13 protein-coding genes are annotated in these 19,806 nt (G+C 45.7%); 1 reads left to right on the top strand and 12 read right to left on the bottom strand.

Translation table 11 applies throughout. From position 1 onward, the window contains the following. Positions 1–5: 5 nt before the first annotated feature. The 11 genes from ACPD8L_RS05685 to ACPD8L_RS05635 form a co-directional block, all read right to left on the bottom strand. A complete protein-coding gene (locus tag ACPD8L_RS05685; protein WP_423942451.1) occupies positions 6–1,217 on the bottom strand; it encodes a bifunctional alpha/beta hydrolase/OsmC family protein in 1,212 nt (403 codons plus the stop codon). Between the two features lie 68 nt (positions 1,218–1,285). Then, positions 1,286–2,002 (bottom strand): DUF2490 domain-containing protein, encoded by a 717-nt coding sequence (locus ACPD8L_RS05680; protein ID WP_423942449.1) that lies wholly within the window; start codon positions 2,000–2,002, stop codon positions 1,286–1,288. Then, positions 2,002–5,205 (bottom strand): WD40/YVTN/BNR-like repeat-containing protein, encoded by a 3,204-nt coding sequence (locus ACPD8L_RS05675; protein WP_423942447.1) that lies wholly within the window; start codon positions 5,203–5,205, stop codon positions 2,002–2,004. The genes ACPD8L_RS05680 and ACPD8L_RS05675 overlap by 1 nt, the downstream gene beginning before the upstream one ends. A gap of 112 nt (positions 5,206–5,317) precedes the next feature. Further along, on the bottom strand, positions 5,318–6,601 hold the full coding sequence (locus ACPD8L_RS05670; protein WP_423942446.1) for a metal-dependent hydrolase family protein: 1,284 nt from the start codon (positions 6,599–6,601) through the stop codon (positions 5,318–5,320). A 29-nt stretch (positions 6,602–6,630) separates the two neighbouring features. Further along, on the bottom strand, positions 6,631–8,055 hold the full coding sequence (locus ACPD8L_RS05665) for an amidohydrolase family protein (protein WP_423942444.1): 1,425 nt from the start codon (positions 8,053–8,055) through the stop codon (positions 6,631–6,633). Beyond that, positions 8,052–8,630: a YdeI/OmpD-associated family protein gene (locus ACPD8L_RS05660; RefSeq protein WP_423942442.1), complete on the bottom strand. Its 579-nt coding sequence runs from the start codon at positions 8,628–8,630 to the stop codon at positions 8,052–8,054. Before ACPD8L_RS05660 ends, ACPD8L_RS05665 begins: the two co-directional genes overlap by 4 nt. A 1-nt stretch (position 8,631) precedes the next feature. After that, complete coding sequence (locus tag ACPD8L_RS05655; RefSeq protein WP_423942441.1) at positions 8,632–10,245, bottom strand: M1 family metallopeptidase; 1,614 nt, start codon at positions 10,243–10,245, stop codon at positions 8,632–8,634. 43 nt (positions 10,246–10,288) lie between these two features. Continuing rightward, complete coding sequence (locus ACPD8L_RS05650; RefSeq protein ID WP_293301264.1) at positions 10,289–11,623, bottom strand: M28 family peptidase; 1,335 nt, start codon at positions 11,621–11,623, stop codon at positions 10,289–10,291. 11 nt (positions 11,624–11,634) lie between these two features. Beyond that, positions 11,635–12,138 (bottom strand): VOC family protein, encoded by a 504-nt coding sequence (locus ACPD8L_RS05645; RefSeq protein WP_116218021.1) that lies wholly within the window; start codon positions 12,136–12,138, stop codon positions 11,635–11,637. A gap of 42 nt (positions 12,139–12,180) precedes the next feature. Beyond that, positions 12,181–13,710 (bottom strand): nuclear transport factor 2 family protein, encoded by a 1,530-nt coding sequence (locus tag ACPD8L_RS05640; RefSeq protein WP_423942439.1) that lies wholly within the window; start codon positions 13,708–13,710, stop codon positions 12,181–12,183. After that, positions 13,707–15,917 carry a bifunctional alpha,alpha-trehalose-phosphate synthase (UDP-forming)/trehalose-phosphatase gene (locus ACPD8L_RS05635; protein WP_421809665.1) on the bottom strand — a complete coding sequence of 737 codons (2,211 nt, stop codon included), beginning with the start codon at positions 15,915–15,917 and terminating at the stop codon, positions 13,707–13,709. The genes ACPD8L_RS05640 and ACPD8L_RS05635 overlap by 4 nt, the downstream gene beginning before the upstream one ends. Before the next feature lie 103 nt (positions 15,918–16,020). On the opposite strand from ACPD8L_RS05635, the gene ACPD8L_RS05630 reads away from it, so the two are divergent. After that, a complete protein-coding gene (locus ACPD8L_RS05630; RefSeq protein WP_423942438.1) occupies positions 16,021–17,823 on the top strand; it encodes a glycoside hydrolase family 15 protein in 1,803 nt (600 codons plus the stop codon). A gap of 133 nt (positions 17,824–17,956) precedes the next feature. On the opposite strand, the gene ACPD8L_RS05625 is transcribed toward ACPD8L_RS05630, so the two are convergent. Next, complete coding sequence (locus ACPD8L_RS05625) at positions 17,957–19,768, bottom strand: acyl-CoA dehydrogenase family protein (protein ID WP_423942436.1); 1,812 nt, start codon at positions 19,766–19,768, stop codon at positions 17,957–17,959. Between the last annotated feature and the right edge of the window lie 38 nt (positions 19,769–19,806).

Genomic DNA, 19,806 nt, shown 5'->3' with positions numbered 1-19,806 from the left:
ACTACTTAAATCAATTTGTTTATCACCTGCGTTTTACTGTGCAGGGTTTTGTGTACGGGACATTTATCGGCAATCTCCAGGATTCGGGTCTTTTGTTGCCCATCCAAATCACCTGTCAATTGTATTTCCCGGTAAAATGTATCGATTTTTGTCCCTTCATTTTCACAGTTTTCACAATCCACGGCATGGGTTTTTTCATAGGACGTATGCACTTCCACATTGGTAAGGGGCCAGCCTTTGCGTTTCACATACATTTGAATGGTCATGGCGGTACAGGCAGAAAGTCCTGCGGAAACCAACTCGTAGGGTGATGGCCCAAAATCGTTTCCTCCATAGGATATAGGCTCATCGGCCGTCATAAAATGGTTTCCAACCTTCATGGATGTGGTAAATCCGTCCTCCGCATCCAAACTAGCCACCACTTGATGTTGGGTCTTTAAGGACTCTTGGGGTATTATGTCCACATATCGAGTGGCCCAACCCGCAATGACTTCACCTACATACATGGAGTCGTTTTTATTGGACAACAAATGGTCGGCACCGTCCAAGGAAATAAAACTCTTGGGATGATGGGCGGCAACATAGAGTTCCTCGGCATTTTGTATCCCCACAATCTGGTCTTGGGGGGAATGCAGGATCAATAGTGCTTTTCTAAGATTTTTAACGGTCGATGTGAGTGATTTGGTCTCCAAATCGTCCAAAAACTGTTTTTTGATGGTAAAGTCCCTTCCACTTAGGTTTACGGTGGCTTTGCCTGTAGATGTTATCTCATCGAGCTCACTTCTCAACAAATGCTTTACGTGTGCAGGGCTGGAAGGCGCACCCACAGTGGCGACAGCTTTCACGGAAGCAATTTCGGCAGCGGCAAATAGGGAAGCTGCGCCACCGAGGGAATGGCCAATAATCAAGGTAGGCGCTTTATAATTGCCTTTCAAGTAGTCCGAAGCAGCCACCAAATCCTGAACATTTCCAGAAAAATTGGTGTTTTCGAAATCCCCTTCACTCTCTCCCAAGCCCGTAAAATCAAAACGGAGGACCCCAAATCCTTTGGAGGTCAATGCTCGGCTAATATGGGCAACGGCCAAAAGATTCTTGGTGCAAGTGAAACAATGTGCAAACAACACAAAGTTATGGGGATGTTGGTCTACGGGCAGCTCCAAGCGCCCCGCCAAAGTCTGTCCTTCCTTGTTGTTGAATGTTACTTTTTGTAGCCCCATGATGTTTTTTTAGGTTGATAGACATAAAATAGGCCCATTCACCATTACCTCAAAGGGGCCATACATGTTTAACTTTCGTCCTTGGCTTTTTTTGCAAAGACTTTTCTTAAGTCGGGATTAAAGAAGAAACCTATCTGTAACCGATCATAAACGGCATTGGCAAACTGGTTTCTGAGGTAGCCCACCTGTACGCTACTATTTTCCGTGATATGAACACCCACGGCACCATACAAACGGTTTTGTCCAAATAGGTCATCCTGTAGGTTGATGAACAACTCATCATAAAAATTCAAGAAAAAAGTATCGGTGAGGGGTAGGGTCATCTGGATACGGTAGCGTGCCCTGTGCTGGGTGTCGGTAGCGTCCCCTAATTCCAAAAAGCGTTGTTCCAAACGATAGCGGTGTTCAAAAAGTAATTCCCAAACCTTGTTTTTCAGAATAAACTGCTCAAAGATTCTGTGCTCCCTGCCGTCCAATCCGCCAAGGGGCTCATCAAAAGAACCATCGGTCTTGATAAAACCATACCCCATGGTGGCAATGGCATTGGGGTTGATATGGTAATTCAGCCCGGTACGCAACAACAACTGGTTAAAATTGCTGGTGGTCTCATAAAAACGGAATTGGGCCTCGGTGTGAACGCTAAGGCGTTCGGCAATCTTATTGGTGCCAAAATACATATACCAAGCCCCCCATTTGTCCTCTCCGGGTTCTTGGGCATTCAATACTACGGTAGCGGTAAGCGCGACCCAAAGGGTCGATAACAATTTTCTTTTTCTATGCTGCATTAATCTAAACTAAAGGTTTCTGTTTCTTTAAAAGGTGATGTATCCAAGGTTTCAATGGATTCTCGATATGGTTTCCATTTTTCGTTGAAGAAGGCATTGGTCTTGTCCAAGGCCGACTTTAACTCGTCTTCCGCAAAGCGGACCAATCTTTTTTCCGTTTCCGTGATTCCAGACTGGCGGGTGCTCACATAATAACTGGCCGTGCTGAGTCTTTGTTCCACTGATGGCTCTGGGTTTCGGGTAATGCCTTGGCGCTTGTCCTCCTTGCCCAAGTACAGCGCAACTACGGAATCTATCTCTTTTACAATGTTCTTTGAGGCCTCAATATGCTCCTTGAACTTTTCCTTATCCAAGTCTTGGAGCTCTTTTTGGAATTTGTTGGCCAAATTCTTGTTCTCCACCAATTGTTTTACGGCATCGGCGGCGGTTTGTGTAAAGCCTTCCAATTTTTTGCCTAGGGCATACACCTCATTGATGGAAGCCATGGAGGTATTCAACCTTGGGTCCGTTTTTACGGTCACTGAGGTGGAATCTTTTTGCTCGCCATAGTGGGCCACCACTTTATAGGTCCCCGGTTTAACGGATAATCCGCCCGACTCCCTCGGATTTTTTACAATGGTCCTTGATGGGGAAGCAGGGGCTTTCTCGTCCAATTCCCAATAGATTCTATGGAACCCGACCTTTTTGGGTGTCTTGTATTTTAAGGTTCTGATGAGCCTATCGCCATCGTAAAAATTAAAGAAGATGGAATCTTTGGTTTTCTCTTTGGATGTATCCTCTTCAGCGGCTTCGTCCTTGGTTTCATCAGCTTTTTCATCATCTTTCTTAGACGCTACATCTTTGATGTAGTAGGTAATCATAGCTCCTGATGGTCTGTTTTCGGCATTGTACAGGGCATCCCCGCCAAAACGGCTTCCGGTGGGTTGCTGGTAGGCGGCTAAATAGGCATCAGGACTTTTAAACAAACTAATTTCCTTCTGTAAAAGCGATGAGTTGTTGGCCAAGGCCCTTAAAGGTCTAATGTCATCCAAAACCCATGCGGCCCTTCCAAAGGTACCGATGATCAAATCCTGCTCTCTGGGATGATAGGCCAAATCTTTTGTGGAAACGGTGGGGAATCCTTTGTCCCATTTTTGCCATTTGGCACCTGCATCCAATGAAATGTAGAGACCATCATCGGTTCCCAAAAACAGGAGATTGGAATTTTCCGGGTCCTCCAAAATACTCAAGGTATAGCTCTCCACATCAGTTTGGTCCACGATACGGGTCCAGGTTTTTCCATAGTCCTTGGTCCGGTAGGCGTAGGGTGCATAGTTGAACCTTCGGTAATCGTTGGCGACCAATAGGGCCTCACCTTTATTGTTTTGGGAGGCTTTGATTTGGGGAATCCAACTGCCTTTTGGCAATCCTTTGATGTTGTTGGTAACATCGGTCCAAGTGGCACCGCCATTTTGGGTAAAGTGTACCCGGCCATCATCCGTACCGGCCCACAACATATCTTTTTCCACAGGCGAAGGTTCTATGACAATGATAGTACAGTGATTCTCGGCACCAGTGGCATCCATGGTAAGCCCCCCACTTTCACTTTGTTTTTGCTTTTCTGGGTCGTTGGTGGTAAGGTCTGATGAAATGACCTCCCATGTCAATCCTTTATCCGTGGATTTATGGACAAACTGACTTCCAAAATATACGGTGCTGGTATCAAAAGGGTCTTGGCCTATGGCCGCATTCCAGTTGAAACGAAGCTCCACTTTGGGGTCGGGGTGGGTTGGGCGGACGGTATAGTCGTTTCCTGTTTTCCAATCGTAACGGCGCACGTAACCTTGCTGGCTCATGGCATATCCAAATTGACTGTCATCTTTATCAGGGATGACATCAAAACCATCACCAAAGGCAATTTCCTGCCAGTAGCTGTTCCGAATCCCTTGGTCTCTCCACACATAGGCAGGGCCACGCCAAGAGCCATTATCTTGCATTCCTCCGTACACGTTGTAGGGATATTCGTTGTCCACATTGATGTGGTAAAATTGTGCCACGGGCAGATTACCAATGAATCGCCATGTCTTGCCACCATTTTTGGTGATGTTCAACCCACCGTCATTACCGTCCAGCATAAACTGTCCGTTGGTAGGATGTATCCACCAGGCGTGGTGATCGGGATGCACCCCATTGCTCACACCGTAGGCTGGCATCAATTGGGAGAAGTTTTTGCCCCCGTCTTCTGAAACATTGATGTAAGTGAACACGGAATACACCCGGTTTTCGTTCTGGGGATCCACATAGATTTCGGAATAATAAAAAGGGCGGTTGCCAATATCGTTTTTGTCGTTGATTTTTTCCCATTTGAACCCACCGTCGACCGACTTGTACAGGGCATTTTTTTGGGCCTCGACCAGAGCGTAGATCACGTTGGGTTTGTTTCGGGCTATGGCGATACCAATACGCCCCAGGTCACCCTTGGGCAGGCCGTCATCTTCCGTGATTTGTTTCCAAGTGGAGCCACCATCGTGGGTCATGTACAGCCCACTGCCTTCACCACCGGATTTGAAGAACCAAGGGTCACGTTTATGTTCCCACATGGCCGCCATCAATTTATTGGGATTGGTGGGGTCCATGACCAAATCGGCCACTCCTGTTTTGTTATTCACGAACAGTATCTTTTCCCACGTCTTTCCACCATCGGTGGTTTTGAAAACACCTCGTTCAGGGTGCTCGCCCCAAGGGGAGCCAATGGCCCCAACATAGACTACATCAGGATTGGTAGGGTCTATGATGACCCTGTGGATGTGACGGGTTTTTTCGAGTCCCATGGATTTCCAGCTTTTGCCTCCATCCAAGGATTTATAGATACCATATCCACCATTCAAGCTGTTTCTGGGGTTTCCTTCCCCAGTACCGACCCAAATTACGGATGGGTTGGATTGTTGAATGGCAACGGCACCAATGGAGGCAGTAACCTCATGGTCAAATATAGGTTCCCATTGGATACCACCAGAGGTGGATTTCCACAAACCGCCCGATGCGGTTCCCACATACATGATGTCCGGATTGGAAAGGACTACATCAATGGCGGTAACACGACCACTCATTCCAGCCGGACCTATGTTTCTTGGTTTCATATCTTGAACCAAATCCATTGAAAATTCTTGGGCAAAAAGAGATATTGATGCGAAGAGCATCAATAGGAAAAGAGGCTTTTTCATTTTTAAGGTCAATTAGTCGCCTAAAGATACCAAAAACCCCAAGTGGAATTCTTAAAAGGATGTTAACTGGAACCAGACCGCAGGGAAACCCTCTCTATTTGAATTGAATGGGCTATTCGTTTTTATAAACCACTCCATCTTTCATAACGAAACGTACATGTTGCATCTGTTCAATATGGGTAAGGGGATTGCCTTCCACGGCAATGAGGTCGGCCAAAAAGTTGTTTTTGATCTTCCCCAGATTTTCCAGATGGAATACCCTCGCATTCACTGAGGTCGCCGATTGTAAAGCCTTGAGGGGCTGCATTCCATATTCGACCATAAGTACAAGTTCCCTATAGTTTTCTCCATGGGAGAATACACCCACGTCACCTCCAAAGACAATGTCCACACCAGACTGTAGGGCCAAGGCAAAGGATTGCTTCTTTTTTGCGATGCGGTCTGTATCAGCCTCTTTGCCTTTTTTCCATCCTTTGTACTGTTCAATGGCATCGCCGGCAGCCAAGGTAGGGCAGAGGGCCACATTTTTTTCTTTCATCAGCTTGAAAATCTCCGTGGTGCCTCCATCTCCATGTTCTATGGTCTCCACACCACCCAAGATGGCTCGGCGCATCCCTTCGGGGGTGCTGGCATGGGCCACAACATATTTGCCTGCAGTGGTGGCGGTGGCTACCATGGCATCGATTTCTTCTTGTAAAAAGGTAGGTTGCGAGGTTGCACCTGGGCTCCAACGGTAATCTGCATAAATTTTGATCAAATCCGCACCATTCCCCATTTGATTCCTGACTTCCTTGATGGCCTCATCTCTTCCACTGACAGGTTCGGCACCCAAGGGAACGCTGACCCCATCATGAAATCCTTTTGGGCCATAGGCCCCTGTCGCCACAATGGCAGGTCCGGCCACTAACAATCGCGGTCCGGGGATGATTCCGTCATCGATACACTTTTTTAGATAGACATCGGTATACCCCGCACCTTCTGAGCCTAAATCACGCATGGTCGTTACCCCGGCCATCAAGGATTTTTCGGCATGGACGCTACCCCGGATGGCTCGTTCCACAGGGGATTCCTTTAAAACTTGGTCGTTCCAATCCGTTTCGTTGTAGGGATGCAACAACAGGTGGGAATGCCCTTCGATGAGGCCTGGCATCAGGGTCATCCCTTTTAGCTCGTGTTTGGTATAGGAGTTTGGTTTCTTTAGTCCACTTTCTGGACCAGTATAGGTAATTAGATTACCATTGACGGCCACCACCCAATTGGAATGCATTTCCTCACCATCGAATACCCGATCTGGGACCAATAAGACTTGTGCTTTTATAGGTATGGCAAGCAGAAATAGGAATAAAAGCCCCCAAATTTTTGAGCTTACCGTAATTTTTGGAGTGGAAGTGATCATTGTGTATGGTTTTTAAATTGAAATATGCATCAATCCATGATGGCAGAGTCCAATAGTTTCTGTAGCTGGGTTTCGGAGAACACTTGGGTTCCCTTAACTACCATATAAATTTGTTGCGTATTGCGAATATCTTCCAAAGGATTGTCATCCAAAATCACCAAATCCGATACGTTTCCTTTGGAAACACTGCCGTAGTTGTCCGATTTATCCAAAAACTGCGCACCATTGTAGGCTGATGTACGCAAAGCATCCAAAGGTGAAATCCCATTCTGCACCATGACTTCCAATTCTTTGTGGAGTGAGATACCTGGATAGGTGTAGGAGTTAAAGGCACCACTGTCCGAACCCGCCAAGAGTTTCACACCTGCATTATTAAGGGATTGGGCCAGTTGGCCAAAAAACGTATCCAGTTCCTTTCGGTTATTTCTGACTTCTTCCGAAGCACTCATGGCCCGTGCAATCCTACCTTGATAGGTTTGGATGATTCCTTGCCCCATATAGGTCAAGTACGGGTCGTTGGAATGGTCCACCTCATCCAAATAGCTTAATGTTTTTCCAATATGTAGTGTAGGAACCACAAAGACGTTATGATCTTTCAACAGGGTAAAAGTCTGTTGCGCAGTAGAGTCTGAATACGCTTGTAGTAGTGCGGGCATAGCATCCCAAAAACCCATTTCCCCGGATTTAAGCTTTTCGGTTATCTGCAGCTCATTGCTGGCACAACCTTTCATGATATAATAGAGATGCTCAATGGCATCCATACCTGCCTCCATGGTTTCATTCAGCGTAACTGTAAAGGGCATATGGCCCGAGACGGTCATACCTCTTTTCTGGGTTTCCTTGATTGCGCTGAGGTAATTCTCCCCCGAAATCCGGCTATCATAAAGTTTGACGAAATCAATCTGCAGCTCCTGAAGGGAATCTAAGGCGTTCTTAACATCCTCTTCAGTTTCCACTTCAAGAGAACCCGCCCATGTGGCATTAAGTCCATCAATCTTTGGGCCTGAAGTATAAATGGTAGGTCCCACCAAATCCTCGGAAGCAATCAGGTTTTTCCATTGGATGACGGAAGGCGTGAGGTCACCACCTGCGTCGCGGACGGTGGTAATCCCATTGGCAATGAACAGTTTTAAAAAGTTCTTGTTGTTGGCTACCAACGAATCACCTCCCCTAAGATGTATATGGTTGTCCCAAAAACCGGGAAGTACAAATTTTCCAGTAGCGTCTATAAGGGTATCGGGCTCGAAGGTGTTCTTGGTGCCTGCACCCAGAATTGCTTGGATTTCCCCATCGGAAATAAAGATATCCTGAGTCTCCACGGCCCCGGTTTCAAGATGGATGACCTGGGCATTGGTTATGGCCATGTCCACCCGCAGTTTGGAATTTTTGTCCATGCAGGCCATTGCAAGTATGGTCAATGTGGATATTCCCAATGTTTTGATGCTATGTCTCATCTTCCTAGGGTTCTATATTTGATGTTTTGGGCCGACATACCCACGATTTCAGCTATCCGTTTCTGTCGGGTATCTTCCCGCTTGGCCTGATTGAGCCAGTACAGATAACTTTTACGCTGACTATGGGTGAAGTTTTCAAAATTCTCTTGTGCCTCCTTGTTCTGGTCAAATGCCTGTTGAAGGTCCTCGGGAACTACTCCATTCTCCACATCGTCCAATGCGGTCCAAGAACCATTCTCCTTGGCAATTTGTATGGCGGCCAATCCACTTTTGTGCATCAATTTTTGGGATTTCAAATCTTTGATGTGCTCTTTGTTGAGTTTGCTCCATACACTCTTGGGTTTTCTAGGGCAGAAATATTGTCTCCGTTTGCCATCTCCCAGACTTTTAACCGTGCTGTCTATCCACCCGTAGCAGAGGGCAACCCTTACTGCTTCTTCCCATCGCATACTTTCCATATGGTGCTCTACCTTGTATAAAATGAGATGGATACCATCCGAGCTGTCATGGTTTTCGTGTAGCCAATCGCGCCATTCGGAATCGTTTTGGAAATAATGTTCGGGAAGTTCGTTCACATTAGATTTTTTGGGTTTCGATATAAAAATTAGGGTCAAAAATCAACTCGTTCCCCTTGAGGGATTCGGTTTTCCATTCTGAATTCGGGAAGAGCCATTGCTCGTTACCATCCACAAATACACGAATGGGCATATCAAAATCTTCTACAATATCCACATACCTATAGGTTATGGAACTGCCGTTTTGTTGGTATTCAAACTTAGGGATCATGGTGGTGCGCAGGTACTGGTTGAAGAAAGCGGACAGGTCTTTTTTGGTCTTTTCGCTGATGTAGTCCTCAATTTGCTGCGTGGTGACGGTTTTGTGGTAGAATTCGCTGTTCAGACCCCTTAAGATTTGGCGCCATAATTCGTCGTCCTCAATAAGTTGTCGTAAGGTATGGAGCATGTTGGCTCCTTTGTAGTACATATCCCCGGAACCTGCTTGGTTTACCCCGTAGGCACCAATAATAGGTCTGTCGTTTTGGATGTTGTTGCGTGTCCCCACCACATATTCCGAAGCGGCTTTGGACCCATAATGGTAATCCAGATAGAGGTTTTCGGAATAGGCGGTAAAACCTTCATGGATCCACATATCGGCGATGTCCTTGTAGGTGATGTTGTTGGCAAACCACTCGTGGCCCGCTTCATGGATGATGATAAAATCGAACTTAAGGCCCCATCCGGAACCCGAAAGGTCACGCCCCAAATAACCATTGGCGTATTGGTTGCCGTAAGTGACCGAACTTTGGTGTTCCATCCCCAAATAGGGTACTTCCACCAGTTTGAAGCCATCTTCGTAGAAAGGGTATGGACCAAACCAATGTTCAAAGGCCTTGAGCATCATTGGGGTCTGTTTGAATTGCTCTTTGGCTTTTTCCAAATTTTCGGGCAGTACATAATAATCCACATCCAAAGTACCTTTTTCTCCCTCGTATTTTTCGCCAAAATGAACATAGTTTCCAATGTTCACATTCACTCCATAATTGTTGATGGGATTGGCCACGAACCAGTTATAGGTCTTGAACTCTCCATCATTTTCCACGCCTTCCAGTTTTCCGTTGGAAATATCCATCAAATCTTTCGGGACAGTTGCACGGATGCGCATGCTGTCTACCTCATCGTACATATGGTCTTTGTTGGGCCACCATACACTGGCGCCCAACCCTTGGCATGATGTGGCCACAAAAGGATTCCCCTTGGTATCCTCTTTCCAGGAAAAACCACCGTCCCAAGGGGCTCTTACGGCTTCACGGGGATAACCGGAAAAATGGATGTCAATGGTATTGAACTCGCCCGGAACCTGCTCCTTCTTCAAGGTGATGAAGTGTGCATTTCCTTCGGAAAGGACTTCCAGAGGCAGACCTTCTTGGGTCACGGATGTTACTTGCATAGGTTCCTGCAAATCAATTTGCAACACTTTTGCGGCGTTGAGCACTTTGTAGCGAACCACATTGTGTCCTGAGATGAACTTCTTTTCGGGCTCAACCTTTACATTCAGGTCGTAGTAATTTAAATCCCACCATGCCCGTTCTGGGGTAATGCTTCCCCTTAAGGTATCCTGACGGGTAAAATTTTGGGCGGATGAGGCACAAAGCCCCAAAATAAATGCTGATACTATACAATACTGTTTCATATTCGTTCTCTAAAAAGCACTTGGACCAGACGTGCTATTGATTTTATCTAAAAACCTTGTTTGGAAAAACCACGGGGCTTTCATGTCCATCTTTGCCCACAGCAGCCACCCCAAAGAAAAAGTTGTCAATGACGATACCGTTCAGGGTATATTCATCAATATCTCCTACGTATCTGTGGTGGTCCCAAGTAGGGGAAGTGGTATCCCTCCAATAAATCTTGTATCCCACGGCGCCGTCTACCTTGCTCCACTTCAATTTAGCAGCGGGTTCCACAATTCCTCCTATTTCAACGGTTGTTGGTGCGGGAGGTGCCCAAGCTATGGAAGCCAAATTGATGGCATTTACGGCGGTCAATTTTTTGGCATATTCAAAATTCACGTGCTCTAAAACATCGCCATAGGCGATACCATCCTCCATACGGATATCTTGATGCTGTTGGGTATAGTTTTCATGGGCTTCCATGATACGTATCCCGGCAAAACCGGCATCGTTGAAGGGTCTATGGTGTCCACCACGTCCAAAACGGTCCAAACGATAGATGAGCATGGGGTTCATCTCGGGCATGTAGGTCTTGGTGGTTTTGTATACATATCGGGCCAATTGGCGTGAGATACCATCCACCTCACCGCCATAAAAACGTCTGGCGCGTCTTTCTTCCTCGGTTTCGGTAGGGGGGACAGGTTCCGAGAAAATGCGAAAATCCCGATTGCTGACCACGCCATCCACTCCGGTGATGTTGCCGATCATGTCGTTGTTGAAAATCCCAACAATGTCCCAGTTGTTTTGTTTGGCATGTGCGGCCAAGCCCCTGCCACCGTAAAGTCCCTGTTCTTCCCCGGAAAGCCCAACAAAAATGATACTACTCTCAAACGAATATTGGGAAAGCACCCTTGCCGCTTCTAGGGTTCCGGCCATGCCGCTGGCATTGTCATTGGCACCCGGTGAATCTGAAGTAAAGTTATTGGGGTCGCTCACCCGTGAATCAATATCCCCGCTCATGATGATGAAGCGGTTGGGGTATTTGGTGCCCCGTTTGATAGCTACCACATTCACTACCCAAACGTCCTTTACAATCCGGGCGCCTTCACCCTTTTTGATAAGATCCTTTTGATAGAAGACTTCCAAACAGTCCTTGCAATTGGAAGATATTTTTTCGAATTCAGATTTGATCCATCGTCTTGCAGCGCCTATGCCACGAGCTTGGGAAAGGGTGTCGCTCAAGGTGTGTCGTGTGCCAAAGTTGACCAAGGTGGTAACGTCTTTCTCTATCCGTTCCGCGGAAACCGTATTGATGATATCGTACAAACGCGTATCATCTTGTGCTGTTAGGATGGAAAGACTCAATAGTGAGAAAATAAACGCTATGCTTTGTTTCATTGGAATGAATTTTAGTTGCCTATGATTTCAATAAAAACCCCATCTGGATCTTGAATGAGGATAAAAGTTTTTCCATTGGGTAGTTTAATGGGGGTGTCCCCAAGAAATTCGATATTGTTTTCCCGAATTCGTTTTATGATGTCTGCTGTGGATTTTATGAAAAAGGTGGTGTATTGCATGCCGTTTTGGTCCTGTATGTGTTTGTCAAAACCCTTTTTGTCATTGCCGAACGACACCAATTTATACTCCGTGGCGTTCGGACTGTTCTTGAGTTTTAAAATTTTGACCAACAAAGGTCTTCCCCCGGTCAATCCAGAAGCTTTTCCAAAGGAACTGTCCAAATCCAGTTCGCCGGTTTCTTCCATGCCCATGATGTTGGTATAGAATTTAATGGAGGCTTCGAGGTCCGAGACGACCACTCCTATGGATACGGTCAGGTTTTCATAGTCATCTTGGGCACGTATGGTGCTGAAAGTCAATACTAGAATGAGATAGAAAAGGTAGTGGGTTTTCATACAGAGGCTTTTTTAGAAATCCCATGAAAGTAGCAAAAAGACTCATCGTAAAAAAGTGACTTTCACAATTTTTCCATTTTCAACCTCATAGATGGCGACGGCATGTACCTCGGAATCATTGACGGTTACCTGTTCTTCGTCAATGACCTTGTTCCCGATCACCATCCGATTTTTGATTTTACAGTGGAGGTTTGGGGTATTCTTAAAAAAGGTACCGTACCGTTCCTTTATGGCAGTTTTACCCTTACCGGTAACTTGGTTGGGAAAATTATGGAGGGTGATATGGTCTGCATAGGTGTCCGAAAAGCCATCTATGTCCCGAGCATTGTAGGCATCCAATTGTTCCTGTACAACAGATTCTGCATCTGCGGTTTCCTGATCGGGAAAAATAAAGGTCATGGAGGTGATGAGTCCTCCTTCAATGGTATAGAGTGCCACTTGGTGGCCTTGTCTACCATCAACCATGGTGATTTTCTCGTCAATCACTTTATTTCCAATGGTAATTCGTTTGATCACTTCAACCTTTGCATTCTTGGTATTGGCGTAAAACCGTTCGTAATTGGCGAGCATTTTGGCTTTTCCCACATACATGGTGTCGTTGGGAAAGCGTTGTGCCAACACATCATCCGTATAGCAGGATACAAATCCATCCAAATCCCTTTTGTTGAAAGTATCCACTTGTCTTTGCACAATTTCCTTGGGTGAAATCTCTGTGACCAAGGCCAATCGGGTTCCACTCGGGTTTACGGCCAATCGGGATATTTTAAAGACTTGCTCTTTATCAAAAAACTGAAAATCTTTAGTATCCCCCACTTTTGGATTATAGAGGGAAATCCGGTTGTCATTGGGGATAAGGAGTGCGCCATTGGGTAGCCATACCATATCTTCCACTGGGTTGACCAAGGTCAGGATGGTATCGATTTTATCATCGGTTACATCAAGGGATTTGATTTGCCACAGTTCTTTTTCCGAAGACTCCTTGCTGATAAAACTAACCAAATCTGTCCCAGGAATTTTATGCAGGGAGCGCCCCACATTTTTATTCACTATATGGTGGGAGCCTGTATCAAGGTCGATCACTGCCAAATCCATCCGGTCTGCTACCAATACGGTGGATACCAAAATATGGTCATTGTACCACACATGATAGCCTATCTTCAAATCGGAAATGGGTTCGGATTCCCCAGAATGGATATCGTATTCATACAATTGTTGCAGTCCATCCAGATCTAACCGAATGGCCGATATATTATCCTTTCCCGGTATCCTCACAGGCGAATATTCACTTCCCGTGGGGGTATTGGTGACCCAAGAAGAGGTGCTTCCTTGGTTGATATTGAACCGCAAGATGTCTGTTTGCCCCTCCCTTGTTGAGGAAAACAATACCGTATTATCGTCCCAAAACGAAGGCTGGTTGTCATAACCATGATTGTTGGATATATTCTTGGGATTGGACAATGGAGCACCCTTGGTATCCATATCAAGGTCAAAAAGATAGACCTCGGTATTAGCCTGACCGTAGCTGGAGAGGGTTCCCAGCAAACAAAGCACAAAACAAAATCGTTGTATCATGGTTTTGTAAACCGTTTTAAAAGTTCCCGTACCCGTTTGGTGCTCTCAACATGGTATTTGGCTTGGGTCTTTTTAAGCCCTACTTTAACGGTTATGGCCGAGCTGGGAAGTTCTTGGAACATAAATTCATCAGTCCAATCATCACCTATGGCAAACACAAAATCATAGTCATCCTCTCCCAGCATTCGCACTGCGGCCCTTCCTTTGTTCACGTTACTGCTTTTGACTTCCATGACCTTGTTTCCGTTGAGAACGCTAATATCGTCATTCCCAATGAGACTGGTTAAGACCGTATTCAGTTCAGTAGCTCTTTTTTCACCAAAGTCAGGATCAGTGTTTCGGTAATGCCATGCCATGGAGTAGTTTTTCTCCTCGATAAAAGATCCAGGCGTCCGATCTACAAAAGATTCCAGTACGGGTCTTATTTTTTCCATCCACTCGCTTTTTACATTTTCCAAGAGTTTAAAGTCCTCGCCATCCTTGGATATCCAAACCCCATGCTCTACGATCATATTGTACTTTTTGGGAAGGAACCATCTGCCAAAAGTCTGTTTGTCCCTGCCACTGATCAAGAATAGGGTGGTGTCCTTTTGGTTGTGCAACTGGTCCAATAGGATGTACAGTTCCTCATCGGGTGATGCTTTTTGGGGGTCTTTGTGAAACCCGGCCAAAGTCCCGTCATAGTCCAAGAACAACAGCCGTTTTGAAGAGTCTGCGTACTCCTTGGAGATGGTATTAAGGCAGTCGTTTGTAATCTTTTGGGAGATATAGGCATGCCCCAGTGTTTTCTTCTGGTTGAGGGCGCTCATGAATTCGTTGGCCCACACTTCCACATTGTAGCGTTCCAGTCGTTTTTGGAGGAATGTATTTCGGGATTGTTGCTCTTCCAAAGGCATGGTAATGGCCTGGCGCAAGGTATCCGCCTGTTGTTCAAAATTATTGGGATTGATCAAAAGGGCTTCGTTCATCTCATAGGCAGACCCGGCCATTTCACTCAAAATAAGCACTCCGGACTTATCCGTTCGCGTGGCAATGTATTCCTTAGCCACGAGGTTCATCCCATCACGAAGTGGGGTAAGCCATGCAATGTCACTGGAAGTGTACAGGTCGATGAGGTTTTCAAAGGGCAAGGAACGGTAAAAATACCAGATAGGGGTCCAGTTTACCGTGGATAGTTCACCATTGATGCGTCCCACCAACTCATCAATCTCTTTTTTGAGCAATTGGTATTGGGGCACATTGGAACGCGAGGGCACCGCAAGAATGATCAATCGTACCTTTTCCTTGTACTCTGGATATTTGTTGAGGAAATACTCAAAGGCATTGATGCGTTTGGCAATACCTTTACTGTAATCCAAACGGTCTATGGAGAGAATCAATTTGGTGTCCGGGGCAGAGGCCTTATGGTCATCCAACCGTTTTTGTAGATCGCTTCTGTTGTCTTTTTTCCGTTCTCCCTGAACCAAAGCGGCATCCCTGAATTTTTTGTAATCAATACCCATAGGGAAAGAGTCGACCTTAATGACACGGTTGTCCATGAAAATCTCGTTAAAGCTTACTTCCATTCCCAACAGTCTACGTACAGAGCTTAGAAAATGTCTTTCATAGTCGTAGGTGTGAAACCCAATAAGATCGGACCCCAACAAGCCTTCCAATATTTCTTCACGCCAAGGGAGGGTCCTGAAAATCTCGTAGGAAGGAAAAGGAATGTGCAAAAAGAAGCCAATGGAGGTGTTGGGTCGTTTTTCCCTGACCATTTGCGGAACCAGCATCAATTGATAGTCATGTACCCAAATGGTATCGTCCTCATCCGATTGTTCAATAATGGCATCGGCGAATTTCTGGTTCACGGCCTTGTAGGTGTTCCAAAAATCAAGTTCAAATTCGGAATACTTCAAAAAATAATGGAAAAGGGGCCATATGGTCCTATTACTGAACCCAAAATAAAAACCGTCCACTTCCTGGGCATTCAGTTTTACCTTGGCACATCCATTCTCTTTCAGGGCCTTGTCAATATCCTCCTCGAGCTCGGGAGGTGTGTCCTCATCCGTGAGTCCTGACCAACCTATCCAAAGGCTCTCACTGCCACTGTGCACCGATTTCATTCCGGTGGCCAATCCTCCTACACTGGGGATGGCGGTAATGCTTCCATTGTTGATTTGCAATTGAACGGGCAGTCGATTTGAGATTATGATAGTTTTGGCCATAAAAGGGTGTTTTTTGACAGGTTTTACTTTTAAGTTTCTTTAAATTTCGGGAAATTCGACTGTAAAAGCAATACATTCTAAACCTTTTGAGGATAATTAGCCTATGGAGAACCTGGATTATGGAATTATTGGAAATTGTAGGAGTGCGGCCTTGATCTCAAAAACGGGCTCGTTGGATTGGTGTTGTCTGCCCCAGTTCGATTCCACTTCTGTCTTTGCAAAGTTGTTGGATGAGGAAAAAGGAGGGAGCTTTGAGTTTCTTGTGGATGATGCCTATGAAACCCATCAGCAGTACTATGAAAGGACGGCCATATTGATTACACGTTTTTCCCAGGGGGAAGATGTCTTTGAGGTGCATGATTTTATGCCGAGGCACCACAAGCATAATAATGGAAAGTATAATGCCCCGCCCGAAATCGTTCGGTATGTAAAGTATGTTTCGGGAAAACCAAGCTTTAAGGTCAAGTACGATCCCAAACTGGAATACGGGTTGGGACAGACGGAGCATCATGTAAAAAAGGATTTTGTGGCAAGCCTTACCCATAAATTAAAGTATGATACCCTGTTCCTGTATACCTCTTTCAATAAAGAAGAGATTCTAGAGGGAGTGGAGATTTCTTTAAAAGAGGATGGTTATTTCATGATTTGTTACAACGAAAAGATCCTAAAACCCACTACGGAAAAAATGGCCTTGGAGTTGGAACGTACCAAAGTCTATTGGTTGGATTGGGTGGATAAGACCCCTACCTATAAAAAGTTCAACAAGGAGATTGTACGGAGCGCCATTACCCTGAAAATGCTTACTTACGATAAAACGGGGGCGGTTTTGGCCGCTGCAACGACTTCCTTGCCTGAAACCATTGGCGAGGTCCGCAATTGGGACTATCGGTTCTGCTGGATTAGGGATGCCTCCATGGTGATCAAGGTGGTTTCCGAACTGGGGCATAAGAATTCCGCCAAACGATACCTGCAGTTTATCATTGACCTTATGCCGGACAAAGATGAAAAGCTCCAGATCATGTACGGCATCAACCAAGAAAAGAAGTTGACGGAGCAGACTTTGGACCATTTGGAAGGATATAAGGGGTCCAAGCCCGTCCGTATTGGAAATGCCGCCTACAAACAAAAACAGAACGACATCTATGGCATCCTAATGGATGTTATCTATGAGCAGTTGGTGAAATTCAGTAATGATATTGAAAATGTGGAGGAACTCTGGAGCATCACCAAGGGGATTGTCTGGATTGTGAGCAAACACTGGAGGGAACCGGACAAGGGCATTTGGGAATTCCGAGGGGAAGACCGACATTTTACCTTTTCCAAAGTATTGTGTTGGGTGGCTTTGGACCGGGCCATTAAGGTGGCCAAGATTTTTGGAAAGACCCATAAGATTGAAAAATGGACTGCCCTTGAGCAAGAAATCAAAAGGGATATCCATGAAAATGCATGGAACAGTGATATCAATGCCTTTGTACAATCGTATGGTTCCCGTCATTTGGATGCCTCTGTACTATTGATGGAACCCTATGGTTTTATCAATGCCCGGGATCCCAAATATGTGAACACGGTCTACGCCATTGAAGAGGGGTTGAGCAACGATGGATTGTTGTATCGCTATAAAAATGAGGACGATTTTGGAGAACCCTCATCTTCCTTTACCATTTGTACCTTTTGGTTTATCAACAGCCTCTTTAAAATAGGAGAGGAAGAGAAGGCCTTGGAACTTTTTGAGCGTTTGCTGGGCCATAGTAACCATCTGGGACTTTTTAGTGAGGATATCGATTTCAAGACCAAACGTTTATTGGGCAATTTTCCCCAGGCGTATTCCCATTTGGCCTTGATTGAATGTGCCATCAACTTTTCAAGAAAGCAGAGCGAGGAAAAAATACTGGAATCCATCGCCTAGTTTCGGGAAGACACTATTTTTTAAATAGGCCATGGAACCACAGGTGTGTTGTCTGTGTAATCTTAAATGACACATAAAAAAACCGCCCTTTTAGGGCGGTTCTTCAGTTGTTTTGTTTCAAAAAACAATTGCATCAGTCAAAGGTGTACCCGTTATCTGCGGCCACTTTATCCGCAATTTGCGTGCGAAGTGCCACAACATTGGGCTGGTTAGTATATTTTGTGAAACGTTTCAGTCCCATGAGCATCATGCGTTGTTCATCTCCATCGGCAAAAGAAACTATGGCTTCTTTTCCTTTTTGGATGACGATATCCACGGCTCGGTACAAATAGAGTTTGGACATGGCAATTTGCGTGGCTTGGGCTTCTTCACCAAAACGTTTAGCATTTTTTTCGGTACGGAGGATGGTGGACTCGGCCAAATACACCTGAATCAATATATCCGCAGCGGATTGCAACAACATCTGGTGCTGTTCCAAATCCGGACCAAATTTTTGAACGGCGCTACCGGCGATCATAAGAAAGACCTTTTTTAATCGGGCCACCAAATCTTTCTCTTCGGAGAACAGTTCAGAAAAGTCGGGAGTATCAAAAGATGGGATGCCCATCAATTCCTCACCAACAGCAGTGGCAGGACCTAAAAGGTCCACATGACCTTTCATGGCCTTTTTGACCAACATGCCCACGGCCAACATCCGGTTGATTTCGTTGGTCCCCTCATAAATCCGTGAAATACGGGCATCGCGCCAGGCCGATTCCATTGGGGTATCGGCACTAAAGCCCATTCCTCCAAAAATTTGGATACCCTCATCCGTGGTGTGCTGCACATGCTCGGATACGGCCACTTTTAAAATGGAACATTCAATGGCGTATTCCTCAACACCTTTCAGCTCCGCTTCTTGGTGCGAGTTGCCTTCGGACTCCCGAATGGCAATCCGGTCCTCGATGTTTTTAGCCGCTCGATAAGAGGCCGATTCATCCACATAGGCATTGGTGGCCATATCGGCTATCTTGGCTTTGATGGCCCCAAAATTCATAATGGGAGTTTTAAACTGAATACGCTCATTGGCATATTTGGTCGCTTCATTGAGCACCCGTCTTTGAGCCTCCAAACAGGCAGCAGCCAGTTTAATCCGACCAATATTCAGGGCGTTCATAGCAATCTTGAATCCATTCCCTCTTTCGGAAAGCATATTTTCAACAGGTACTTTGGTTTCGTTGAAGAACACCTGTCGGGTAGAGGAGGAGTGGATGCCCAGTTTCTTTTCCTCATCGCCCAATGTGATGCCGTTCTCAGGATTGTTCTCAACTATGAAACCGGTGATGTTCTTGTCATCCTCGATTCGGGCAAAAACAATGAACATATTGCAGAATCCCGCATTGGAAATCCACATTTTTTGACCTGTAATGCTGTAATACTTGCCATCATCCGACAAAACAGCCTTGGTTTTCCCGGAATTGGCATCGGAGCCAGCCCCGGGTTCGGTAAGGCAATAGGCGCCAAACCATTCACCAGAGGCAAGCCTGGGGACGTATTTTTGTTTTTGTTCCTCGGTACCGTACAGGGTAATGGGCATGGTCCCGATTCCGGTATGTGCCCCAAAGGCCGTACTAAAGGAGCCTGTAGCCCCTGAAATGTAGTCACAGACCAACATGGTAGAGACAAAGCCCATTCCCATTCCGCCGTAGGCTTCAGGGACAGCAACGCTCAATAGGCCCAATTCACCGGCCTTTCGCATACACTCCTCGGTATAGGCGTAGTCTTTTTTCTCAAAACGTTCCCAATGCGCCCAAAGTTCCCGGTCTACAAATTCCTTGGTGCTTTCGCGCATCATTTTTTGTTCTTCGGTAAGGTCTTCAAGGGTGAAAACATCCTCACATGGGGTTTCCTTTACCAGAAACTGACCTCCTCTTAAAATGTCTTTATTTGTTGTTTCTGTGCTCATCTTTATAAGATTTTAGATTCAAGAGACAAGAATCAGGA

Source organism: Flagellimonas algicida, assembly GCF_049629585.1.
Lineage (GTDB): Bacteria > Bacteroidota > Bacteroidia > Flavobacteriales > Flavobacteriaceae > Flagellimonas.
This window is presented reverse-complemented; position numbering and strand designations above follow the sequence as displayed.